Annotated in this window: 25 protein-coding genes and 1 tRNA gene; 15 read left to right on the top strand and 11 right to left on the bottom strand. The window is 60.6% G+C overall.

Going from position 1 to position 21,240, the window contains the following annotated elements; all coding sequences use genetic code 11:
• Both ABJN75_RS09785 and ABJN75_RS09790 read left to right on the top strand, forming a co-directional pair.
• A partial coding sequence (locus ABJN75_RS09785; protein ID WP_348439176.1) for a recombinase family protein occupies positions 1-733 on the top strand: 733 nt, incomplete at its 5' end.
• Positions 730-1,113: a hypothetical protein gene (locus ABJN75_RS09790; RefSeq protein WP_348439178.1), complete on the top strand. Its 384-nt coding sequence runs from the start codon at positions 730-732 to the stop codon at positions 1,111-1,113. The genes ABJN75_RS09785 and ABJN75_RS09790, both read left to right, overlap by 4 nt.
• A gap of 3 nt (positions 1,114-1,116) precedes the next feature.
• Here the strand turns inward: ABJN75_RS09790 and ABJN75_RS09795 are convergent, their stop codons facing one another.
• Positions 1,117-1,953 carry a DUF3883 domain-containing protein gene (locus ABJN75_RS09795; protein ID WP_348439180.1) on the bottom strand — a complete coding sequence of 279 codons (837 nt, stop codon included), beginning with the start codon at positions 1,951-1,953 and terminating at the stop codon, positions 1,117-1,119.
• Between the two features lie 388 nt (positions 1,954-2,341).
• Positions 2,342-2,431: transfer RNA gene (locus ABJN75_RS09800), tRNA-Ser, on the bottom strand.
• Positions 2,432-3,333: 902 nt separating this feature from the next.
• Here ABJN75_RS09800 and ABJN75_RS09805 point away from each other — a divergent pair.
• The 8 genes from ABJN75_RS09805 to ABJN75_RS09840 all read left to right on the top strand — a co-directional run bounded on the left by ABJN75_RS09805 (position 3,334) and on the right by ABJN75_RS09840 (position 11,175).
• Positions 3,334-4,284, top strand: a complete 951-nt coding sequence (locus tag ABJN75_RS09805; protein WP_348439182.1) for a septal ring lytic transglycosylase RlpA family protein — start codon at positions 3,334-3,336, stop codon at positions 4,282-4,284.
• Between the two features lie 146 nt (positions 4,285-4,430).
• Positions 4,431-5,588 (top strand): D-alanyl-D-alanine carboxypeptidase family protein, encoded by a 1,158-nt coding sequence (locus ABJN75_RS09810; RefSeq protein ID WP_348439184.1) that lies wholly within the window; start codon positions 4,431-4,433, stop codon positions 5,586-5,588.
• 124 nt (positions 5,589-5,712) lie between these two features.
• Positions 5,713-6,393 (top strand): dTMP kinase, encoded by a 681-nt coding sequence (tmk, locus tag ABJN75_RS09815; RefSeq protein ID WP_348439186.1) that lies wholly within the window; start codon positions 5,713-5,715, stop codon positions 6,391-6,393.
• Entirely contained in the window at positions 6,390-7,409 is a 1,020-nt protein-coding gene (locus ABJN75_RS09820) for a DNA polymerase III subunit delta' (protein ID WP_348439188.1), read from the top strand. The genes tmk and ABJN75_RS09820 overlap by 4 nt, the downstream gene beginning before the upstream one ends.
• A gap of 97 nt (positions 7,410-7,506) precedes the next feature.
• A complete protein-coding gene (gene metG / locus ABJN75_RS09825) occupies positions 7,507-9,051 on the top strand; it encodes a methionine--tRNA ligase (RefSeq protein ID WP_348439190.1) in 1,545 nt (514 codons plus the stop codon).
• Between the two features lie 5 nt (positions 9,052-9,056).
• The gene (locus tag ABJN75_RS09830; protein WP_348439192.1) at positions 9,057-9,839 is read left to right on the top strand and encodes a TatD family hydrolase; all 783 of its coding nucleotides are present in this window, start codon (positions 9,057-9,059) and stop codon (positions 9,837-9,839) included.
• On the top strand, positions 9,836-10,660 hold the full coding sequence (locus ABJN75_RS09835) for an MBL fold metallo-hydrolase (RefSeq protein ID WP_348439194.1): 825 nt from the start codon (positions 9,836-9,838) through the stop codon (positions 10,658-10,660). The genes ABJN75_RS09830 and ABJN75_RS09835 overlap by 4 nt, the downstream gene beginning before the upstream one ends.
• On the top strand, positions 10,657-11,175 hold the full coding sequence (locus ABJN75_RS09840) for a YbaK/EbsC family protein (RefSeq protein WP_348439196.1): 519 nt from the start codon (positions 10,657-10,659) through the stop codon (positions 11,173-11,175). Before ABJN75_RS09835 ends, ABJN75_RS09840 begins: the two co-directional genes overlap by 4 nt.
• A 36-nt stretch (positions 11,176-11,211) precedes the next feature.
• On the opposite strand, the gene ABJN75_RS09845 is transcribed toward ABJN75_RS09840, so the two are convergent.
• From ABJN75_RS09845 to ABJN75_RS09860, 4 genes are all read right to left on the bottom strand, one after another.
• Entirely contained in the window at positions 11,212-11,628 is a 417-nt protein-coding gene (locus ABJN75_RS09845) for a GFA family protein (protein ID WP_348439198.1), read from the bottom strand.
• 2 nt (positions 11,629-11,630) lie between these two features.
• Positions 11,631-12,137 carry an SRPBCC family protein gene (locus tag ABJN75_RS09850; protein ID WP_348439200.1) on the bottom strand — a complete coding sequence of 169 codons (507 nt, stop codon included), beginning with the start codon at positions 12,135-12,137 and terminating at the stop codon, positions 11,631-11,633.
• 2 nt (positions 12,138-12,139) lie between these two features.
• Positions 12,140-12,454 carry a helix-turn-helix domain-containing protein gene (locus ABJN75_RS09855; RefSeq protein WP_348439202.1) on the bottom strand — a complete coding sequence of 105 codons (315 nt, stop codon included), beginning with the start codon at positions 12,452-12,454 and terminating at the stop codon, positions 12,140-12,142.
• Positions 12,455-12,587: 133 nt separating this feature from the next.
• A complete protein-coding gene (locus ABJN75_RS09860; RefSeq protein ID WP_348439204.1) occupies positions 12,588-13,676 on the bottom strand; it encodes a CaiB/BaiF CoA-transferase family protein in 1,089 nt (362 codons plus the stop codon).
• A gap of 371 nt (positions 13,677-14,047) precedes the next feature.
• Here ABJN75_RS09860 and ABJN75_RS09865 point away from each other — a divergent pair, with 371 nt between their 5' ends.
• Complete coding sequence (locus ABJN75_RS09865) at positions 14,048-15,535, top strand: carboxypeptidase M32 (protein WP_348439206.1); 1,488 nt, start codon at positions 14,048-14,050, stop codon at positions 15,533-15,535.
• A 37-nt stretch (positions 15,536-15,572) separates the two neighbouring features.
• On the opposite strand, the gene ABJN75_RS09870 is transcribed toward ABJN75_RS09865, so the two are convergent.
• On the bottom strand, positions 15,573-16,481 hold the full coding sequence (locus tag ABJN75_RS09870; RefSeq protein WP_348439208.1) for a DMT family transporter: 909 nt from the start codon (positions 16,479-16,481) through the stop codon (positions 15,573-15,575).
• A 112-nt stretch (positions 16,482-16,593) separates the two neighbouring features.
• Positions 16,594-17,043 carry a MarR family transcriptional regulator gene (locus ABJN75_RS09875; protein ID WP_348439210.1) on the bottom strand — a complete coding sequence of 150 codons (450 nt, stop codon included), beginning with the start codon at positions 17,041-17,043 and terminating at the stop codon, positions 16,594-16,596.
• Between the two features lie 311 nt (positions 17,044-17,354).
• Here ABJN75_RS09875 and ABJN75_RS09880 point away from each other — a divergent pair, with 311 nt between their 5' ends.
• From ABJN75_RS09880 to tmpT, 4 genes are all read left to right on the top strand, one after another.
• Positions 17,355-17,792 carry a YqaA family protein gene (locus tag ABJN75_RS09880; protein ID WP_348439212.1) on the top strand — a complete coding sequence of 146 codons (438 nt, stop codon included), beginning with the start codon at positions 17,355-17,357 and terminating at the stop codon, positions 17,790-17,792.
• A gap of 74 nt (positions 17,793-17,866) precedes the next feature.
• Positions 17,867-18,235 carry a CidA/LrgA family protein gene (locus ABJN75_RS09885; RefSeq protein WP_348439214.1) on the top strand — a complete coding sequence of 123 codons (369 nt, stop codon included), beginning with the start codon at positions 17,867-17,869 and terminating at the stop codon, positions 18,233-18,235.
• Positions 18,228-18,944 carry an LrgB family protein gene (locus tag ABJN75_RS09890; protein WP_348439216.1) on the top strand — a complete coding sequence of 239 codons (717 nt, stop codon included), beginning with the start codon at positions 18,228-18,230 and terminating at the stop codon, positions 18,942-18,944. Before ABJN75_RS09885 ends, ABJN75_RS09890 begins: the two co-directional genes overlap by 8 nt.
• 11 nt (positions 18,945-18,955) lie before the next feature.
• Positions 18,956-19,591, top strand: a complete 636-nt coding sequence (gene tmpT / locus ABJN75_RS09895) for a thiopurine S-methyltransferase (RefSeq protein WP_348439218.1) — start codon at positions 18,956-18,958, stop codon at positions 19,589-19,591.
• A gap of 67 nt (positions 19,592-19,658) precedes the next feature.
• Here tmpT and ABJN75_RS09900 read toward each other — a convergent pair whose 3' ends face one another.
• From ABJN75_RS09900 to ABJN75_RS09910, 3 genes are all read right to left on the bottom strand, one after another.
• Complete coding sequence (locus ABJN75_RS09900) at positions 19,659-19,892, bottom strand: formate dehydrogenase subunit delta (protein ID WP_348439220.1); 234 nt, start codon at positions 19,890-19,892, stop codon at positions 19,659-19,661.
• Positions 19,882-20,712: a formate dehydrogenase accessory sulfurtransferase FdhD gene (gene fdhD, locus ABJN75_RS09905; protein WP_348439222.1), complete on the bottom strand. Its 831-nt coding sequence runs from the start codon at positions 20,710-20,712 to the stop codon at positions 19,882-19,884. The genes ABJN75_RS09900 and fdhD overlap by 11 nt, the downstream gene beginning before the upstream one ends.
• Before the next feature lie 31 nt (positions 20,713-20,743).
• Positions 20,744-21,240, bottom strand: a 497-nt coding sequence (locus ABJN75_RS09910) for a molybdopterin dinucleotide binding domain-containing protein (RefSeq protein ID WP_348439224.1), incomplete at its 5' end; no start/stop codon positions are given.

Raw genomic sequence — 21,240 nt, forward strand, 5'->3', positions numbered from 1 at the left:
GTTCGTCGAGGTCGGATCAGCGACCGTGCTGGCCCGCGAACTGCGCCGCAAGGTGCTCCGCAACAAGCAGGGCACCTTGGTCGACAAGGGATATCTCTACAGGGTGCTGATGAACCGCGTCTATCGCGGCGACGCCGTCCACAAGGGCAAGGCCTATCCCGGCGAGCATCAGGCGATCATCGACGAGCAGCTGTGGGATCAGGTCCATGCCATCTTGCGGCAGAACCCGAGAAAGCGCGCCAACAACACCCGCGCGCAGGCGCCCGCGCTGCTCAAGGGGCTGATCTTCACGGCCACGGGCGCCGCCATGACCCCGAGCAGCACGAAGAAGGGCGCGCGGCGATACCGGTACTACGTCTCGATGGACGTCATCAAAAACCGCGAACCCAGCGATGAGGGCATCCCGCGCCGTCTTCCTGCCGACCTCGTGGAAGCGGCCGTGGTGACCGAGTTGCGGCGGGTGATGCGTGCGCCGTCGATCACGGCACAGGTCACTGCCCAATTGGCGCGCGAGGGTCACGCCTTCGCCGAGGCCGACGTGATCTCCGCGCTGCAGACGTTCGAGGACGTCTGGGGCCAGCTGTTCCCTGCAGAGCAGACCCGGATCGTGCAGTTGCTGGTGCGCCGGGTCACCGTCACGTCCGAGGGGCTGGTGATCGATGTCAGGACCGACGGCGTGTCGGGCGTCATGCGCGACATGATGGCCCCACGAAAGAAGGTGGCGGCGGAATGATGAAACCCGACGAGTCCATCCAGATCTTCGTGCCGCTCAAGGTCCGCAAGCAGAACGGGCGGCCGAAGATCATGCCGCCCGCTACCTATCTGCCCAGCGAAGACCGGACTCAGGATCCGCATATCCTGCGCGCCATCGGCCGGGCTTGGGGCTGGCGGCGGCGCATGGAGGCTGGCGAATTCAACACGGTCACCGATCTGGCGAAAGCCGTAGGGCTGGCCGAACGCCATGTCAGCCGACAGCTGCGGCTCGCCTATCTCGCGCCGGGAGTCCTCAAGCGCTTGGTTTACAAGCGTGAGGTGCCCGCCGTGACCCTGTTGAAACTGACCGATGCCGCGGCCCTGCCATGGCACGAACAGCCGGAGCGGGTATTCGACTGAGCCTCAGTGAAAGCTCGCCTGAAACGTCGTCGCGGTCAGCGAGACATGCGCGTCCAGTGGCGGGTGCAGCTCGAACGCCTTCGGCTCGCGCGAGAAATTCCATAGCCGGAACAGGCGCCATTCCGACCGGCGCTCCTCGGCCACGGCCAGCTCGTTGCGGGTAATGTGGAAGGGCGTGCGCTCCCAGCCGTTCGTCGTCTTGACCTCGATCAGCCGGGCCAGACCGTCCGGGGCGAAACTCGCGATGTCGTAGCCCGCACCATCGCCATCCTCGTCCGACACCCAGCGCACCTTGCGCGCCAGATCGTCACGTCCTGCCGTCCGCAAGGCGGCGCGCTCGTGCGCAAGCACCCGCTCCTCGCCCGCGCGGCCAAGGGCGCGGTTGCGCTCGTCCCGGCCCGCCACGTCGAACTTGCTGGCGATATGCAGCATCTGGTCCAGCTCCTGCGGGGGCGGCTGGTTCGACAGCGTCGGCGGCGGCCCGATCCAGATCTGGGCCGGTTCGCGTAGGCCCGTGGCGGGTTGCAGCCCAGGTTGGCGCCCGAGCCAGGCCGGGTTCAGCGCCAGCCACCGCGCCACGGCATCCACCAAGGTCATCTGGAAGTTGAACGCGGGCTTGTAGCCGGGGATCCAGTCCTCGCCGAGCCCCTTCAGCACCGCGCTGATATTCTGGTGCTTGAACTCGACGGACCCCTCGGACCGGTCGTTCAGCAGCGGCAGAAGCGCCCGGCGATGCTCGGCCTTGCTGTAGCGGCGGGCGAAGATGTCGTCGGCCAGCATCGCGAAGTAATCCGCGACGATCAGGTCGTTCTCTTCATCCGTCCATGGCCCATTCGACATTGCGCCAGGCTATGGGCGCGAAGTCTGTTTGTCATCAGAGACTTCCGGCAGGCTCCTGGCTCGCTTCGAACGCTGCCGCCGGACTTGGGGATCGGCCGCCACGGAGCCGTTCTTCTGACCGTCCTGCGCCTTCGTGTCGGTCTCCGTCACCGAGTTATTTCGCGAACGGGGCGAACCCATGAACGCGGCAACCCATTGGAAATACGAGGCTGTTTTACGCCGTCCTGTGGCCGTCGAGGGGCGCTCGAAGAGAGACGCAGGCCGTTCGGAGACCCATTCTGCGTCACGCACCCAGTCTCCGAAGGGCGGATGGCCCTGCCAACGCCCTTTGAAACAAAAAGAAAAAAGGCCCCAATCGGGGCCCTTGGACGGATTCTGTATCTGAATGTGGCGGAGGGGGTGGGATTCGAACCCACGGTACGGTCTCCCGCACGCCGGTTTTCAAGACCGGTGCCTTAAACCGCTCGGCCACCCCTCCGGGCAAATTGGAACTGTCCTGCGCAACACCAACCTGCTCCGGTTCGGGGCTGGGGGTGGCTTGGTCCCAATGCGGTTGGCGCGCTTTTAGCGCTGCAGCCCGCGTGCCGTCAACTTGTTTCGAAACCCGCGGGCGTTGGCGCCGCGTGCGTCGGCCAATTGGCTCATTTCCCGGCCGTCCTGCGCGGGCAGCCCGAACAAAATCCGAAGCCAAATGAAACCGATCGGCACGCGCCGGCAGATTGACCCCATATGACGACCATTCGGCGATCTGAAGTGTCCGGCAGACTTGCAATCTTGCCGGCGCGGCCGTGCCTGTCTTGGGCTTCAGTGCCGATTGAAGCTGACCAATTCACCGGCACTGCGCTGAAGCTGATCGTCAGTGGCAAACCGGCTTATCCCGTCACCCGGTTCGGTGGTAAGTTTTTGCTCAATAACCGGCGGCCCGACGTTGTTACCGGCCAAGCCACGGCGCCTGGCCGGGCAAAAATTCCTCAAGCCAGGGACAGTGGACGCTGGAGGGGGCAAAGACAGAGCCTGTGCCGGCAAGGAACCACCTGGCACGATGATCAGCCGGTTTAGCTTGCGAATCAGGCAAACCGGTGAACGCCCGCTCAGCAGGATCGATGGCGACGGCGCAGCGGAAACGCCAGGGCCGAAGGCCGAACATTTACACATTTTTCACCATATTGTCGGGTTGGCTGCCTGATTAGGGCGCCCAATCGCATTTTGGCCATTTTGCAAGGCGATTTAAACCTCAGTTTAGGACATCAAACGCATAGATCGAAGGGGACGGCTTTGCAGGGGACAGACTGCCAAGCCACATTGGCGACCGCCAGAGCATCGAGTGGCAGTGTGGGACATAAATCAAACAAACCGACCGGGGCAGGGTTGCACCTTGTGGTGAAACTGTCGTTCGTGGTGGTTTTTGCACTGGGACTGGCCGGATGCGGATCCACGTCCAAAACCAGCGGCAAATCAAGTTCGTCCCATATCAACACCAAGACCAAGTTCTCCGTCTCCGAATACGGGGTTGCCGCAAGCCCGCGATTGACAACCGCCAAACGACCGAAAAAGGGCGGCGGACGGGAAATGGTCGGCAAGCCCTACCGGGTTCGCGGCAAGTGGTACACGCCAAAGGAAGACAAGAATTACGACAAGGCGGGACTTGCGTCCTGGTACGGCCCCAATTTTCATGGCCGTCTGACCGCCAATGGCGAGATCTACGACCAGTACCATCTTTCCGCAGCACATCCGACCTTCCCGCTGCCGAGTTATGCCCGGGTGACCAACAAGAAAAACGGAAATACCGTGGTTGTGCGGGTCAACGACCGTGGACCTTTCGCCCATGGCCGTATCATCGATCTGTCAAATCAGGCCGCCACCTTGCTCGACATGAAGCAGGAAGGCGTGGCCGCTGTCCGGGTCGAGTATATCGGGCGGGCGCCGGTCGAAGGTGATGACACCAAATACCTCATGGCAAGTTACCGGCCCGGCGGCTCTAAGGAACCTGCCGGCGGTGTGATCGCCACCGGCGTGATGATGGCCATGAATGCCGTGGAAACCGCGTTGCCGGGGGTGAATTCCGCCCAGGCGGGGCTTTCGCCACCCGCCGCGGTCGGTGCGGCTACGGCTTTCACAAATTCCGCATCGGGTTCGATGTCTGACATCCCGCCCGGCTTTGCACTGCCCGAGATCGGGCCGGTGTTGCTTGACCGTCCTTCATTCGGCACCCCGGTGGCGTCCATCGAGGAGGTCGCGGAACGCGATGTCGGACTGGCATACTGGGGTGACAGGGTCACCGGTGCGACGACCTTTGAAGCTGTTCTCGGGACGCGTGCCGCGCGCCGGTAGTTCGTTGTCATACCGCCGTCGACAGCCTGTTTGCACGGACTGTCGCCGCCGGCTCATTGTTCAATTCTCTCAAGGCATTGATCCCGCCCGGCTAGATTGCTAGGTTCGCGGAAACTCCGGTATTTTCCGTGAAATGGATCGCATCTATGTTCCGGTTGGTTCTCGCCCGCCTGTCTATCATTCTGACGCTCCTGGTTTGCGGCACAACTGGCCCCGCCTGGGCGCAACTTTTTGAAACCCGCGCCGAACAGGCCTATCTGGTTGATGCCGACACCGGCACGGTTTTGTTTGCCAAGAACGAAAACGATCTGGTGCCTCCGGCTTCGCTCGCCAAACTGATGACCATGGAGGTGGTGTTCAACGCTATCCACACCGGCCGTTTGAGCCTGGACGACACGTTTCAGGTCTCGGAAAACGCCTGGCGCACCGGCGGCGCGATGTCGCGAACCTCAACCATGTTTGCCGAACTCAAGTCCTCCATCCGGCTCGAAGACCTGATTCAGGGCGTGATCGTGCAATCGGCCAATGATGGCTGCATCATCATTGCCGAAGGGATGGCGGGCTCGGAGGACAATTTTGCCCGGCTGATGACCGAGCGCGCCCGCGAGATCGGCCTGACCCAGTCAGTGTTTGGCAATTCCAATGGATTGCCGCATCCTGATTCCAAGGTGACCATGAAGGATCTGGTCACGCTTGCCCGCCACATTCAATCGACCTATCCGGAGTTTTACCGCTACTATTCGCAGAGGGATTTCACCTGGAACAAGATCCTGCAGCGCAACCGCAACCCTCTGCTCGGCCTTGATATCGGCGTTGACGGGTTGAAGACAGGGTTCACCGAGGAATCGGGCTACGCCATCGTCGCCTCGATCAAGCGCGACGGACGGCGGCTGTTCCTGGCGATGGGCGGAATGACCAGCGAACGCGAGCGCGCCGAGGAATCACGCAAGATACTCGAATGGGGCATTCGCGCATTCGAGCGCAAGACCCTGTTTGCCAAGGATGAAACCATTGGCGAGTTGAGCGTCTACGGCGGCGCTGCCAGCGCTATCGTCAAGGCCAGCGACGCAATCGACATCTTCATCCCGATTACCAATCCCGACAGGTTGACGGCGCGAATCACCTATGGCTGGCCGCTGCGCGCGCCGCTCGAGGCAGGAGCCCAGGTCGGCGTTCTCAAGGTCTACATTGGCGATACGCTGTCGCAGGAAACGCCGCTCCACGTCGTTGACGCGGTCGACAAGGGGCCGTTGTACAGCCAGGCGATCGATGCTTTGCTGGAACTTGCGCAATTCTGGCTATAACTTCCCGCGCAAGCGTTCATTTGTCATCTGAAATGGTCTAGTTAGAGAAAAACCGGTACCTCCGGATAAACTCACAACAGGGCCGGGGCGCAATGTGCGTCCGCAAACGCCGGGAAAGCAAAGCGTGACGAAAACCACAGGGCGCTTCATAACATTCGAGGGCGGGGAGGGGGTCGGCAAATCCACCCAGATCCATCGGCTCGCCGGTGTTTTGCGGCGCCGCGGCCATGATGTGCTGGTGACCCGCGAACCCGGCGGTTCGCAGGGTGCTGAAGCGGTGCGGCATGTGCTGCTTTCGGGTGCCGCGGAAGAATTCGGCGTTCGCATGGAAGCGGTGTTGTTTGCCGCTGCGCGCAGTGACCATGTCGAAGAAGTGATCCGTCCCGCGGTATTGGAAGGCGCCATCGTTTTGTGCGACCGGTTCATGGATTCAAGCCGGGTCTATCAAGGCGTCACCGGCAACCTGGAACCGCAATTCGTGCGCAATCTCGAACGCATTGCCGTCAATGGCATGATCCCGGACCGGACGCTGGTGCTCGATCTTCCCGCCGAGGCGGGTCTGCGGCGCGCCAAGGCGCGCGAAGGCGACAACGCCGAACCTGACCGGTTTGAAAAGGAAGAGCACGCCACCCATGAAAAACGCCGTGAGGCTTTCCTCGACCTGACCCGTATGGAACCTGACCGGTGCTTGCTCATTGACGCCAGCCAGTCCGAGGAAGCCGTGGCGCTGGCAATCCTGACCGCCGTGGAGCCATTGTTGGAGGACAAGGCTGCCGGCGGCTCCGCGCGGGACAAAAAGGCATGAATGGAGAGCAGCCGGGCTTGCTGGAAGGTGCAATCCCGCCCGAAACCAACACCGCGCTTTTTGGCCATGACACGGCCCAGAACTTCCTGGCCAATGCCTATCGGTCCGGCCGCATGCACCATGCGATCCTGATTGAAGGCGCGGAAGGGATCGGCAAAGCGACCCTGGCTTACCGGTTCGCCCATCATGTGCTGTCTCATCCCGATCCATTGAACGCCCCGGACCATATCGCCGATCCGGACCCGTCCGACACGGTCAGCCGTCAGATCGCCGGCGGCGCTTCGCACAATGTGCTGCATCTGGCCCGGCCGGTGGATGAGAAGACCGGCAAGGTCAAATCGGTCATCACCGTTGACGAGGTGCGCCGTGCCGGCAAATTTTTCACCCAGACTTCCGGCACCGGCAACTGGCGCATCGCCATTATCGATCCTGCCGACGATCTCAACCGCAACGCGGCCAACGCCATCCTCAAGATCCTGGAGGAGCCGCCGAAGCGCTCCCTGTTCCTGGTGCTGTCGCATACGCCTGGCAGGCTATTGCCGACCATCCGGTCGCGCTGCCTGTCATTGCGGCTGCATCCGCTTTCGCCGGCGGATCTGGATCGTGCGCTGGCTCATCTTGGCGCTGCTGCAGGCGAGACCGATTCAATCGTCGAATTGAGCGAAGGCAGCGTCGCGCGGGCTCTGCTTCTGAGAAATTACGGCGGGGTCGATATTGCCGAGGCCTTTGTCGACATTCTGGAACGCGGTCGTTTGAATGATCGTGAACCGATTTACAAGCTGGCCGAAACACTGGCCGCCCGTGACCGCGATGTGGCTTACCAGTTCTTCACCGAACTGGCGGTTGATCGTACCCAGGCAATGGCCAGGGACGCCGGAGCAACGGGCGATCTGATCGAGGCAGACCGGCTGGCCCGGCTTGCGAGCGCGCTCAAGGAACATTTCGCCACCGCTGCGGCCTATAACCTGGATCGCAAGCAGACGGTCCTGCATGCTTTTTCGCTGTTTTTTGGCTAGCTCAAGGCATGGCATCGCAAGGCTTTATCGCTTATGACGGCAGCGGGCATGGATCAGATTGTCGGTCCGGACCGCGATATTGCAGTTGAAGGCGACCATGAGCACCGAACGTTTCTATATCACCACACCGATCTTCTACCCCAACGGGGTGCCGCATATCGGTCACGCCTACACGGCGATCGCGACGGATGTGCTGGCGCGGTTTCAGCGGCTTGACGGAAAGGACGTGTTCTTCCTGTCCGGCACCGACGAGCATGGCCAGAAGATGCAGCAGACCGCCGAGAAGGAAGGCATCAAGCCGATTGAGCTCGCGGACAAGAACTCCGCCGTGTTCCGCGACATGCTGGCTCAGCTCAATTGCTCCAACGATGATTTCATCCGCACCACCGAGGAACGTCACAAACGTTCCGTGCAGGAGTTGTGGCGCCGGATGGAGGCCAATGGCGATATCTATCTGGGCAATTATGGCGGCTGGTATTCGGTTCGCCAGGAAGCCTATTTCGACGAGGATGAAACCAGCGTCGGCGAAGATGGCGTCCGCCGCGAACCGCTTGGCTCACCGGTCGAATGGGTCGAGGAGGAAAGCTACTATTTCCGCCTGTCGGCCTATGAAGACAAGCTCTTGGAGCTGTTCGAGAAAAACCCGGATTTTGTGGCGCCTGCAGAACGGCGCAATGAAGTGGCGAGCTTTGTCAAATCCGGTCTGAGAGACCTGTCGATCTCGCGCACGACATTTGACTGGGGCGTGCCCGTGCCCGGCAATAACAAGCATGTCATGTATGTCTGGGTTGACGCCCTGACCAATTACATCACCGCAGCCGGCTTTCCCGACGAAACCGCCGACAAATGGAATTACTGGCCGGCTGTCCACATGATCGGCAAGGATATTGTCCGGTTCCATGCGGTCTACTGGCCTGCCTTCCTGATGTCGGCCGGCCTGGCGCTTCCGGCCAAGGTGTTCGCGCACGGCTTCTTGCTGGTCAAGGGCGAGAAAATGTCAAAGTCGATCGGCAATGTGGTCGATCCGTTCGCCCTGATCGAGGCTTACGGGCTTGATCAGGTGCGCTATTTCTTCATGCGCGAAGTGCCGTTCGGGCAGGATGGCAGCTACAGCCCTGAATCCATTGCCACGCGGATCAATTCAGACCTTGCCAATGGCATTGGCAATCTGGCCAGCCGGTCCCTGTCGATGATCAACAAGAACTGCGACGGCAAAATGCCCGCCTGCGGAGTTCTGACCGACGAAGACAAGGCGCTTTTGAACACAATCGACACGGTGATCGAAAGCGTGCGGGCCGATATGGCCAATTTCCAGATCCACAAGGCTTTGGCTTCGATCATCGACGTGGTAGCTGATGGTGACCGCTATTTTGCCAGCCATGAGCCCTGGGCGCTGAAAAAGACAGATCCGGCGCGGATGGAAACCGTGCTGTATGTCACGGCGGAAACCGTGCGCCAGATTTCGATCCTGCTTTTGCCATTCATGCCGGAATCGGCGGGCAAGCTGCTCGACCTGGTCTCTGCGCCTGCTGACAAGCGTGATTTCAGCGCGCTTGGTGAGGTCGGGCGTGTGCTGGCTGGAACGCCGATCGACAAGCCTGCGCCGATCTTTCCGCGCTATGTCGCGCCCGAGGAGGGGTGAGGCGAATGCTGATCGACAGCCATTGCCATCTCGACTTCGCCGATTTCGACGCTGAGCGCGACGAGTTGATCGACCGCGCCCACGCGTCGGGCGTCAAGCAGATGGTGACCATCTCGACCCGGGTGCGCAAGCTCGACAGGCTGCTGGCGCTGACCGAGCGCTATCCGAGCGTGTTCTGTTCGGTGGGAACCCATCCCAACAATGCCGATGAAGAGCTTGATGTGACGGCGGATGATCTGGTTCGCCTCGCCGAGGCCAACGCCAAGGTGGTGGCGATAGGCGAATGCGGTCTGGATTATTTCTACGATACGCAAAAGCCCGAAGATCAGAAGACCGGATTTGTGCGCCACATCGAAGCCGCGCGCCGAACGCAGCTGCCGCTGGTCATTCACAGCCGCAGCGCCGACGAAGACATGGCGGCGATCCTGACAGAGGAAACAGGGAAGGGCGCCTTCCCCTTCATCCTGCACTGCTTTTCATCCGGTCAGGCACTGGCCGATACCGGTGTCAAGCTCGGCGGCTATGTGTCGTTTTCGGGCATTCTGACTTTCCCGAAATCCACCGAGCTGCGTGACATCGCCAGAACCGTGCCGATGGACCGGCTGCTGGTCGAAACCGACGCGCCGTATCTGGCGCCCAAGCGCTGGCGCGGCAAACGCAACGAACCGTCTTATGTGGTCAACACAGCCGAAGTGCTGGCCGAAGTCAAAGGCGTCTCCTACGAGGAGATTGCCGAAACCACGACCGCCAATGCGTTTCGTTGCTTTTCGAAGATGCCATCGCTGTGACCGGTTCTGTTCGTCGCCAGTTTACCATTCTGGGCTGCGCCTCCTCGCCGGGCGTGCCGCGGGTCACTGGCGACTGGGGCGCTTGCGATCCGGCGAATCCGAAAAACCGCCGGACCCGCGCGGCATTTCTGATCCGCCAGATCGGCGCCGATGGCGGCGAAACCACCATTGTGGTTGATACCGGCCCGGATTTTCGCGAGCAGATGATCGCCAACAAGGTGCATGCGATTGATGCGGTGCTCTACACCCATTCTCACGCCGACCATGTGCATGGGATCGATGATCTGCGTGGCTTCGCTCTGTCGCAACGCCAGCGGATTCCGATCCACGCCGATCCCGAAACCATGACGCGGATCCGTGCCGGCTTTGGATATTGCCTGGAAACACCGGCCGGCAGCGACTATCCGCCGATCACGCAGCCGATCCTGATCAACTCGCTGGATGAACAGATCAGCATCACAGGCGCGGGCGGAACCGTAGAAGTCCAGCCGCTCGACCAGGTGCATGGTTCGATCCGCTCACTGGGTTTCAGGATTGGCAATCTGGCCTATTGCTGCGATGTCAGTGATTTTCCGCGCGCCACCATCGACAGACTCCAGAATCTCGACGTGCTGATCATCGACTCGCTGCAATACAAGCCGCACCCGAGCCATTTGTCGATCGATCAGGCTTTGTGGTGGATTGAGAAGCTGGGTCCCAAACGCGCCATTCTGACTCACATGCATGTGCCGCTCGACTACAAAACCGTGCTTTCCGAAACGCCGGATCATGTCGAGCCGGGCTATGACGGACTGACCTTTGATGTGAAGGTGGGATTATGAGCGAAACTGCCACAGAGATGACCCCGGACCTTATTCCGTCCGGCTCCAGCATGGCGCGGGTGGCAAGCGCTGCGCGGCAAGCCGGCCTATCGATCAGAATCCTGAAAATGGTCCAGTCGACCCGGACCGCGCAGCAAGCCGCCGATGTCGCGGGCTGCGACGTCAGCCAGATCGTCAAGTCGCTGGTGTTCGAAAACCTCGCGACAAACAAGCTCAATCTGATGCTGGTGTCGGGCGCTCACAACGCCGATATGGATTACATATCAGCCAGTTACAATCTTACCTTCACGCGTTGCGATGTGCGCCGGGTGCGCGACGAGACCGGCTTCGCCATTGGTGGCGTCGCGCCGATCGGCCATCTCAATCCGATCACGGTCTATATGGACCGGACGCTGTTTGATCACAGCGAAGTCTGGGCCGCAGCGGGGCGGCCTGACAGTGTCTTCAGCGTGGAGCCGCGGGCCTTGGCCACGGCCATTCAGGCAGAAATCATCGACGTGCGCGCACCGGATTGAGAGTCATAATTGCACCCGGCACAGTGTCATCCGCATTCACCCGGGCGGCATTCGATCATATCTCTGCAGCAAGGGATCAATCACGTCCCATGCATGCGCACCGATGGCATAGGTGACCGCCTGCGGATCAAATTGGTCCGGATCGTCAAGGCTGGTCGCGGCCACTGCAATCAGGTCCGGCATTGCAACGAATGTCAGATAGACCGGCGTTCCACAGGTCGGGCAGAAGGCGTGGAGCTTTTCAGTGCCGCTGTCACCAGCTAGCCGCCAGGTGTTTGCATCGCCGGTAATGGCTACCTCGGCGCGGTTGGGAAATGTCAGATAGGATCCATGCCCCGTACCACTTCGCTTCTGGCAATCACGGCACTGGCAATGGTTCTCAAAGATCGGTTGGCTGCGCGTTTCATAGCGGAGCGCACCGCATGCGCATCCGCCGGTATAGATCTTCGTCATCATCACTCTCCCGCTTGTCGTTGTGGTGATTGGCTCGGCACGGGATCTGCTGTTTTAGGCTTGGCGAAAACATCAATGCCGCTACCGGTTTCCAGGAGAGATTTCAGGCTGGAAAGGACGACCGGCCATCCCTTGCTGATGCCTGTTGCCATGCCGCTGCCGGCTTCAAGTTCATCATGGGTAACAGTCAACCGCACCATGTCGTCGTATTCCACGATCTCGAACGTCACTCGGCTGTAACTGTCGGGGTCATCGGCCTGCGAAGCGTTCGCCCAGGTAAGGACGAGACGGGTTGGTGGGGAGATCTCGACAACGTTGCCGACGAGTTCGACAGCCCGCTCGTCGTCAGCGCGGACATGCTGCCATTTCGATCCGGGTTTCCAGTCAGAGACATTCTCGTGGCCCCAGTAGCGCCTGGCGATGTCGGGTTTTGTGATGGCCTCGAACACTTTTTCCGGGGTCGAGCGAATGTAGGTCGTGTAGATAAAACTGGTTGTATCTTTTGTCATTTTCATTCTCCTTCGAGTTCCGCCTTGAGGTCGTGCAACAGGCTGAGCCGCTGCTGTTCGAATTTTCTCACCCAGCGTTCGTAGACTTCGTGAAGCGGTACAGGGTTGATGAAATGCAGCTTTTCCCGCCCACGCCTGACGACGGACAACAGATTGGCGGCCTCCAGTATCCCGAGGTGTTGGGTGGTGGATTGCCTGGCCATGTCGAGGCTTTCGCAAAGCTCGCCGAGCGTCTGCCCGTTCTTCTCGCAGAGAAGATCAAGCAGTTTTCTGCGGGTCGGGTCGCCCAGCGCCTTGAAAACCTTGTCAGTGTCCATTGGTCTCCCTCGTATATGAGGATATTTATGCAGGTATTTACCTGCATGTCAAGTCACCACCTTGTCTGCGGTCTTGCCGTTCAATTCAAATGACTGATATTCCGAGTGCAATTGCCTGTGTTTTTACAGGCACTTATTCCGTTTTCAACCAGTCCAGAATTGCGTCCGTGTGCGCACCGCGCGCTGGTATCTTACGTGCGGTGGTTTGCGGTCGGGTCGAAAACCGTGGCGCCGGTGCAGCCTGAAGCACGCCATCGATATCTTGCCAGACGCCGCGAGCAGTCATGTGCGGTTCAGCCATGGATTCCAGCGGATTTAGGGTAGGGGCCACGCAGGCGTCCGAGCCTTCAAACAGCGCCTGCCAGTGGGCGCGCGGCTCACGCGCAATAATCCCGGCAAGCAGCGCGGTCTGCCGCGGCCATGCACTTCGCTCAAACTGGGATGCAAAATCGGGGTCGTCGCCAAGCCCGAGACGCGCAAGAAATTCGGCGTAAAATTTCGGCTCCAGGCATTGCACCGATATATAACCGCCGTCCGAACAGGCGTAGCAGCGGCTCCAGTGCGGTCCATCAAGCAGGCTTTGCCCGCGTGTCATCGACAGTCCGCCGGTTTGCGCCAGCGCCATCAGCAGGTTCATCATATGCGCCGATCCATCGACGATTGCCGCATCCACAACAGTGCCGCCACGTCCGGCGCGCGCGGCCATCACTCCGGCCAGAATACCTGTGACCAGATACAGCGCACCGCCGCCGATATCGCCGACAAGCGTTGGCGGCGTGAAAGGCGGTTCGCCCGGATTGCCGGAATACCAGGCCGCACCCGACAGCGACAGATAATTGAGATCGTGACCGGCTGTTTGCGCGCGCGGACCGCTTTGGCCCCAGCCGGTCATGCGGCCATAAACCAGATCCGGATTGACGGCCGAGAGATCCTCCGGGCCCAAACCCAGCCGCTCCATGACACCTGGCCGGAAACCTTCGATCAGCGCTTCCGAACGGCTGACGAGTTTCCTGAGAATGGCGATGTCTTCAGTCGATTTGAGATCCAGCTCGATCGAACGTTTGCCACGATCGATAATCGAGCGATCCGGCATGCCAGGCGCCGGGCGACCATTCTTGCGGTGAATCACAATGACATCTGCGCCAAGATCGGCCAGCATCATGCACGCGAACGGCGCCGGGCCGAGACCTTCGATTTCAAGAACCCGCAAACCTTCGAGCATGTCATCCTCACTTGTCGTTTGCCAATGTGGTCGTCGCTCAAAGTTCTGTTTTCGTGTCGCGACCGAATAAATCATACTCCGTCTTGTCATGCACTTGCCATACAACAATCGACCGTCCATTTTCGCACTGCGTCGTCAAAAACACTCGCAGCCACATGATTTCCTTGTTGTTTTCAAGGCTCGCGGGACCTCAGGCATATCAACGGGTTCATCCGGAAAAGTTCCATAATCCATCTTATGCGATCTTTGTGTGTATCAAACAGGAGTGCGATCTTGACGGTGTCGTCATCACTCACATGGCTTTGCTCTTGCGGCACCCTGCCGCTTGTCCTATTGCCGAAACGAGTACCCATTCCCCGGAGTTTCCCCGCATGTCCTTTGCCAAGCTTGACGATCACTGCCGCGCTCTCGGCGCGCTTGATCACGCGCTCTCCATTTTGGGAACAGATGAAGCGGTCAACATGGCGCCGGGTGGCGGCGAAGCGCGCGCCGAGGCCATGGCGACCCTGTCGGGCATGTATCACCGTCAGGCAACCGATCCCCGGGTTCGCGAATGGATCGAAACCGCGGCGAGATCCGAGGATCTGGCTCCGGAGCAAGTGATCGCCGTCAGCGAACTTGAGCGCAGCTATATCAACATGACCTGCCTGCCCTCCGACTTTGTCGAGAGCAAGATGCGGACCAGCATGCGGTCCGAACAATTGTGGCGTAAGGCAAGGCCGACCGGTGATTGGGCCGCGTTCCAGCCGGCGCTTGAAGGTGTCGTCACCCTGATGCGCGAGGAAGCGGCGATGCGCGCGGAAGTGCTCGGGCTTGAGCCCTATGACGCGCTGATGGAACAGTATGACCCGGGCAATCGCACCGCAAGCATCACGCCAGTCTTCGCCGAACTCAAGGCTTTCCTGGTGGAATTCCTGCCCAGAGCGCTCGCTGTCCAGGAAGCGCGCTTGTCCACGCGCCCACTCAAGCCGCTGTCCGGCGACTATCCGGTCGAGCGCCAGAAAGCGCTCGGGCTCGAGATGATGACGGCGGTCGGTTTCGACATGAACCATGGCAGCCTTTCGGTTTCCGATCATCCGTTCTGCGGCGGCGTGCCCAGCGACGTGCGCATGACCACGCGCTACCGTATCGACGAGTTCCTGCCCGCACTGATGGGCATCCTGCACGAGACCGGCCACGGGCTTTATGAGCAGAACCTGCCCAAGGACTGGAGCCATTGGCCATCGGGCAAGGCGCGCGGCATGTCGCTTCACGAAAGCCAGAGCCTGTTCGTCGAAAAGCAGATCGGGCGCAACCCGGCGTTCTGGCGCTTTGCCCTGCCCCTGGTTGATCAGTTTCTGAACGAATCATGGACCATGGAGGATCTGCTTCCGCACGTGCATCAGGTCAAGCGCGGCAAGATCCGGGTCGACGCGGATGAGGTCACATACCCGCTGCATGTCATCCTGCGCTATGAACTCGAGCAGGACCTGCTTTCCGGCCGGCTGGAGGTCAAGGATCTGCCGGAAGCCTGGGACGCCAAGATGCAGGCTTCGCTCGGCATCTCCACCCTGGATGACCCGAAAAACGGTCCGATGCAGGATGTACACTGGCCGTCGGGTGCGTTCGGCTATTTCCCGTCCTATACGCTCGGCGCGGTGATGGCGGCCCAACAATGGGCGGCGATCCTGAAGCTCAATCCGGATGTCGACGCGCAGATTTCCGTTGGTGATTTCGAAATGGTCAACGCCTGGCGACGCGACAACATCTGGTCAAGGGCCTCGACCGGATCGACGCCGGAGATCCTGCGCGATGCCACCGGCGAAGATCTCAACCCGGCCCGGTTCATTGCCCATCTTCAAGCCCGTTACGGACAGTGAGGGCCAAGCGGCACGGGATATCCACGCCCTGCTCTTTTTAAACCGTCGTTTCGACCGAAGCCACGGCTCTCGCCTGGGCGGCTTGCTCGCGACGGCGTTTGCGCTCGCGCATGATGGTGTAAAGCCCGGTGGCGATGATGATACAGGCACCGGCGAGGGTGTAGAGATCGGGAAACTCGCCGAACACCAGCATTCCGACAATCATCGAAAAAACCAGCCGCGAATAGCGGAACGGCGTCACCACCGAGATCTCGCCAATGCGGGTGGCCTCGGTCAACGCCCAGTAGGCCAGCACGCCGACCGCCAGCGCGCCGGCCAGATATGTCGTCTCCCGAACCGTCGGCATCACCGCGCCTCCGTCGATGGCCAGCAGCGCGATGCCTGAAACGCCGACGGAAAAGAAACCCCAGGCCGACAATTGCAGCGACGAAATCGATTTCGGAACCTTCCGGCTTGCCAGATCGCGGATCGCCAGACCGGCAACGCCTGCCACAGCCCATAACACTTCCGGCTCGAAGCCTTCGAGACCTGGCCGGATGACCAGCAGAACGCCGAGAAACCCGACCAGGATGGCAGTCCAGCGCCGCCAGCCGACAGCTTCTCCCAGCACCAGCGCCGCGCCCATGGTCACCAGAAGCGGCGTCGCCTGCAAAATCGTGGTGGCGGTCGCAAGCGGGATCAGGGTCAGTGCAGTGACAAAACAGACGCCACCAACCATTTCGGTAAGATTTCTCAGCAGCACCGCCGGATGAAAAAATCCTTTCGATAACAAGTTCGTGCCATTGAAACGGGCAAATATCGAAAAAATCAGGGCGCCAACGAAGCCGAGAACCAGCAGGATCTGGCCCACCGGCAGTCCGGAAGCGGCCAGCTTGATGAACATGTCCTCTGCCGCAAACCCGAGCATCCCCAAAACCATCAGCATGATGCCGCGCATATTGTCCATGAAACCCGGTCCTGGTTGGCTGGTGTTTGAAAAGCGCGCCAATACGGTCGCTTGGCGTCCCTACTCCGTTTAATCGGCACGGGAAACCCTTTGATGACGCCAGGACTGGAAATTACCCCGGTTGCTTCCCGTCGCGGTGCCGCATTCCCGAAACAGCTCGCCCCAGCATGCTCAGGAACAGCTCCCGTTCCGCAAGCGGCAACCCCTCCAGAACAGTCTGGTTTACCTCGACCGCAACGGCAACTGCCCGGTCTTCGAGTTGGCGGGCGGTGTCTGTCAAAACCACAATCTGGGACCGCCGGTCATCAGGGTGCGGGGTACGCGCAACCAGGTGATCGCGCTCCATCCGCGCCAGCGTGTTGGCCATGGTCGCCTGTTCGACGCCAAGCCGTCCGGTGAGCTGGCGCTGGGTCTGTCCGCCTTCGCCCCACAATTCACTCAGGACCAGAAACTGCGCCGGCGAAAGACCCAGCGGCGCCAGACGACGCTGCAGCTCCGCGCCGTAATGCCGCGCCAATTCACTGGCCAGAACGCCAGCCGAACGGGTTTTGTCAAAAGTCATGCTGCAGTCTATCAATATATAGCCCGCTATGCAATAATATATAGCGTGCTATTTAATAAGAAAAACGAGGACTGACGCATGGCTATAAGTGTTAGATAATGCTATACAATATGTCATGATCTCTGTCATGGTCAGGTCGGCATGAGCGAGAATCGTGCCCGGAAGCCTCAATCTGCATGTCGGATATCGCATTGCCGGAGCTGAGTGCCTCCACGCCACGCATTCTTGAAACGGTGTTCCCTTCCTGGGCCGCGAGTTGTAGACAGGATCGGCGCGACATTGCGGCGCCGTTGGACAAGAGGCTCCGGAACATGACCGATCTTGCCGCCTATGGCAGCCTGTTTGTTGCGGCGCTGCTGGCCGCCACACTGATCCCCGCGCAATCCGAGAGCGTACTGACCGGGCTGATCCTTGCCGGGGGCCAGCCGCTGGTGGCTCTGGTTGTGGTGGCGAGCCTGGGCAACATATTGGGCTCCGTACTCAACTGGCTGATCGGTCGCGGCGTCGAGCGGTTGCGAACCCGGCGCTGGTTTCCTGCGTCGGAGGCGCAATTGCAGCGCGCTCAGCGCCAGTATTCCCGGTTTGGCTATTGGTCGCTGCTGCTGGCCTGGGTTCCGGTGATCGGAGATCCGCTGACGCTGGCTGCCGGCATCATGCGCGAACCGCTGTGGCGGTTCCTGCTGCTGGTGTCCATCGGCAAGATCGGGCGTTACGCCATTCTGGCCGCCGGGGTGGCCGCGTTGTCATAATCGGGCTGGGGCAAAGCCCGGGAATCTGCCAGTATCCGCCCTGCCCTTCATTACCTGACGACAGGTTGCCGCCCATGCTGTCCGCCCTCACGCTCATTCTCACCTGCCAGTTGGCCGGCGAACTCATCACCCGCTTTCTCGGACTGCCGGTTCCCGGGCCGGTTGCCGGCATGGTGATCCTGTTTGCCCTGCTTGCCATCAAGGGCACGGTGCCGGACGACATTGGCGCTGTTGCGGACAGTTTGTTGAAAAATCTCGCGCTGTTGTTCGTACCCGCCGGTGTGGGAGTGATGGCGCACTTTGGCTTGCTCGGACAGGACTGGCTGCCGATTTCGGTGGCGCTGATCGGCTCGACGCTCATGACCATCGCGGTCACCGCTCTGGTGATGAGCCGGCTTGCCCGCGCCAGCGCGGCCGACCACGGGAAAACGTCCAATGACTGACATCACCGAAGTCTGGGTCTATCTCAGCGCCAGTCCCTTGCTGTTTCTCACTGCGACGCTGGCGGCGTTCCAGGCCGGCACATGGCTTTATGACCGCTCCGGCCACAAGCCGTTTCTCAATCCGGTGCTGACAGCGGTGATCCTTGTGGTGGGCCTGCTCACCCTGAGTGGCACGACTTACGAAACCTATTTCGAAGGTGCGCAGTTCGTGCATTTCCTGTTAGGCCCCGCGACCGTGGCGCTGGCGATCCCGCTTTACCGGCAGTTTGACCGCGTCCGCCGCTCGGCGCTTGCTTTGATGACCAGTCTGTTGTGCGGCTCGCTCACAGCTATGGGAACCGCGGTTGGTCTCGGCTGGCTGTTCGGCGCAAGTCGCCAAACAATGATGTCGCTGGCGCCGAAATCTGTCACCGCGCCCGTAGCCATGGGCATCACCGAACAACTGGGTGGATTGCCCTCGCTGACGGCGGTGCTGGTGATCCTCACCGGAATCTTGGGCGCCGTCCTCGGCCCGCCGCTTCTCAATCTGATCGGGGTCAGGGACTGGCGAGCGCGTGGCCTTGCGCTCGGCACCGCCAGCCACGGCATCGGCACGGCGCGCGCGCTGCAAGCCAATGAGCTTGCCGGCGCTTTCTCCGGCCTTGCCATGGGACTCAATGCGCTGGCAACAGCAATCCTGCTGCCGCTCCTGTGGCAGCTGTTTTTCTGAGAGGAATTGGCATGGAACACAGCTTTTGGCATGACCGCTGGGAAAGCGGGCGCATCGGCTTTCACGAGCGCGAACCCAATCCGCTGCTGGTCACGCACTTCCCCGATCTGTCGGTGCCGGACAACGGGCGTGTCTTTGTTCCGCTGTGCGGCAAGACACTCGATATCGCCTGGCTGCTCTCCAAAGGCCGCCGGGTCGTGGGTGCGGAACTCAGCGAAATGGCAATTCGGCAATTGTTTGAAGATCTTGGCGTTGAACCGACGATAACGGATCTGGGAGAATTGAAACGCTTCAGCGCTGACAGCATCGACATATTCGTAGGCGATGTTTTCGATCTTACCGCCACCGTTCTCGGAGCTGTCGACGCCGTCTTTGACCGGGCGGCCTTTGTCGCCCTGCCTGAACACATGCGGATGGACTACGCGCCGCACATTGCCGATATCGCCAAAACTGCTCCGCAGTTGCTGATCACCTTCGAATACGATGCATCACAGCTGGAGGGTCCGCCGTTTTCCATTCCGAGCGACGAAGTTGTGCAGCGCTACGGCGACCATTACCATATTTCAACCTTGGCCACGAAAGGCGTAGCCGGCGGATTCAAAGGCTTTGATGTCAAGGAGCACGTGTGGTTGCTGCGCCCAGTGTGATCAGGAAAAACAGCAATGACTACATCCGGTTGCGAGCCGGACGGTCGCAGCGGGGAAATGCCATGCTTCAGCCCGCAGCCTCTACCGGCACTGGCCTATTCACTTTCTCAAGGGCGGCCACCACCATTGGCTTGAAGCCCTCTGTGCTTTGATCGGAAATCTCGAACAGTTTCGTGCGCATGCGCGGATCCCAGAATTTGTTGATGTGATCGGCAACGCCTTCGACTTGTTCATGCTCCGGCTGGGAAGCGAAGAAGGTGGCAATCTGGTTGGCCTGGTACCGCATCTTGTCAGGCGACATCGCTTGCAACTCCTTGTGTTATCCGGCTTGTCCGTGTGAAAATTTCGAAATCCGCTCCGCGCGCAATGCCGACCAGCGTCAAGCCGGCCGCTTCCGCCGTACGCACGGCCAGTGCGGTTGGTGCCGACACCGCGATCAGCAGACCGGCTCCGGCGATCACCGCTTTTTGCACCATGTCCACCGAAACGCGGCTGGTGATGATGATCGCGCCCTCGGCTGCCCGGAGACCGGAGCCCGCCATGGCGCCGATCAGCTTGTCGAGCGCATTGTGGCGGCCGACATCCTCGCGAACACATGCAATACCCTCGCCGGGCTGGTAAAATCCGGCAGCGTGCACCGCGCCGGTCTCTGCCCTGAGTTTTTGATGCATCGACAGCGAACGGACCGCTTCGCGCACATCTTCAGCGCTGAATTCAATCGTCACATCCTCGCGGTCGGGCAAGGCCCTCAGCGCTTCTTCGATCGATTCAATGCCGCACAGGCCGCACCCGACCGGACCGGCCATTTTGCGCCGTCGCGCCGCAAATGCTGACTGGATGTGGTCTGCGAGTTGCATCTGCACATCAAAACCTTGATCCACCTCGATAATCTCAAGCGAGACAATGTCCGATGGCGAACGGATGATGGCTTCGGACAGGGCGAATCCGACGCCGAAATCGTGCAGGTCCGCAGGCGTCGCCATCATCACCGCCTGGGTGGTGCCGCCAAAAGACAGAGCCACCGGCACTTCCTCAGGCAAGGCTCGGTGTCCAGGTGTTGAGACCCCTGCCCTGACAGCAATCCGGGCGGCGACTGCCGTGCTGGATGGTTCACCCGCCATGTCGAACTCCTTCCGGTCGCCCGAACCACGCCTATTCGGCCGGCTCGAGCGCCTCTTCAGTGACAATGCGGCGCGATTGCGTTGCTTGCGCCTCGTATTCCCGCTGCCAGGTCGTCGGCCCGTTCGAGGGCATCACCTGCACTGCCGTCACCTTGTATTCCGGACAACTCGTCGCCCAGTCGGTGTAATCGGTTGTGATCACATTGGCCTGGGTGCCGGGATGGTGGAACGTGGTGTAGACCACGCCGGGCGCGACACGTTCCGTGACATCGGCGCGCAGCGACGTTTCACCCGACCGGCTGGCCAGCTTGACCAGATCGCCATCGCGAATCCCGCGCTGTTCGGCATCGTGCGGATGGATCTCGAGCAGGTCTTCAGCATGCCAGGCGACGTTCTCGGTGCGTCTGGTCTGCGCGCCGACATTGTACTGGCTCAGAATCCGCCCGGTGGTCAGGAGCAGCGGGAAGCGCGGGCCTGAACGTTCGTCTGTCGCCACATACTCGGTGCGGATGAACTTGCCCTTGCCGC

The sequence above is a fragment of the Hoeflea sp. genome, assembly GCF_039975035.1.
Lineage (GTDB): Bacteria > Pseudomonadota > Alphaproteobacteria > Rhizobiales > Rhizobiaceae > Hoeflea.

Bases quoted from the DNA above. Each gene is read 5' to 3' on its own strand.
- ABJN75_RS09790 (WP_348439178.1), top strand. From the start codon at position 730: ATGATGAAACCCGACGAGTCCATCCAGATCTTCGTGCCGCTCAAGGTC.
- ABJN75_RS09795 (WP_348439180.1), bottom strand. From the start codon at position 1,953: ATGTCGAATGGGCCATGGACGGATGAAGAGAACGACCTGATCGTCGCG.
- ABJN75_RS09810 (WP_348439184.1), top strand. From the start codon at position 4,431: ATGTTCCGGTTGGTTCTCGCCCGCCTGTCTATCATTCTGACGCTCCTG.
- ABJN75_RS09820 (WP_348439188.1), top strand. From the start codon at position 6,390: ATGAATGGAGAGCAGCCGGGCTTGCTGGAAGGTGCAATCCCGCCCGAA.
- metG (WP_348439190.1), top strand. From the start codon at position 7,507: ATGAGCACCGAACGTTTCTATATCACCACACCGATCTTCTACCCCAAC.
- ABJN75_RS09830 (WP_348439192.1), top strand. From the start codon at position 9,057: ATGCTGATCGACAGCCATTGCCATCTCGACTTCGCCGATTTCGACGCT.
- ABJN75_RS09840 (WP_348439196.1), top strand. From the start codon at position 10,657: ATGAGCGAAACTGCCACAGAGATGACCCCGGACCTTATTCCGTCCGGC.
- ABJN75_RS09845 (WP_348439198.1), bottom strand. From the start codon at position 11,628: ATGACGAAGATCTATACCGGCGGATGCGCATGCGGTGCGCTCCGCTAT.
- ABJN75_RS09850 (WP_348439200.1), bottom strand. From the start codon at position 12,137: ATGACAAAAGATACAACCAGTTTTATCTACACGACCTACATTCGCTCG.
- ABJN75_RS09855 (WP_348439202.1), bottom strand. From the start codon at position 12,454: ATGGACACTGACAAGGTTTTCAAGGCGCTGGGCGACCCGACCCGCAGA.
- ABJN75_RS09860 (WP_348439204.1), bottom strand. From the start codon at position 13,676: ATGCTCGAAGGTTTGCGGGTTCTTGAAATCGAAGGTCTCGGCCCGGCG.
- ABJN75_RS09865 (WP_348439206.1), top strand. From the start codon at position 14,048: ATGTCCTTTGCCAAGCTTGACGATCACTGCCGCGCTCTCGGCGCGCTT.
- ABJN75_RS09870 (WP_348439208.1), bottom strand. From the start codon at position 16,481: ATGGACAATATGCGCGGCATCATGCTGATGGTTTTGGGGATGCTCGGG.
- ABJN75_RS09875 (WP_348439210.1), bottom strand. From the start codon at position 17,043: ATGACTTTTGACAAAACCCGTTCGGCTGGCGTTCTGGCCAGTGAATTG.
- ABJN75_RS09880 (WP_348439212.1), top strand. From the start codon at position 17,355: ATGACCGATCTTGCCGCCTATGGCAGCCTGTTTGTTGCGGCGCTGCTG.
- ABJN75_RS09885 (WP_348439214.1), top strand. From the start codon at position 17,867: ATGCTGTCCGCCCTCACGCTCATTCTCACCTGCCAGTTGGCCGGCGAA.
- ABJN75_RS09890 (WP_348439216.1), top strand. From the start codon at position 18,228: ATGACTGACATCACCGAAGTCTGGGTCTATCTCAGCGCCAGTCCCTTG.
- tmpT (WP_348439218.1), top strand. From the start codon at position 18,956: ATGGAACACAGCTTTTGGCATGACCGCTGGGAAAGCGGGCGCATCGGC.
- ABJN75_RS09900 (WP_348439220.1), bottom strand. From the start codon at position 19,892: ATGTCGCCTGACAAGATGCGGTACCAGGCCAACCAGATTGCCACCTTC.
- fdhD (WP_348439222.1), bottom strand. From the start codon at position 20,712: ATGGCGGGTGAACCATCCAGCACGGCAGTCGCCGCCCGGATTGCTGTC.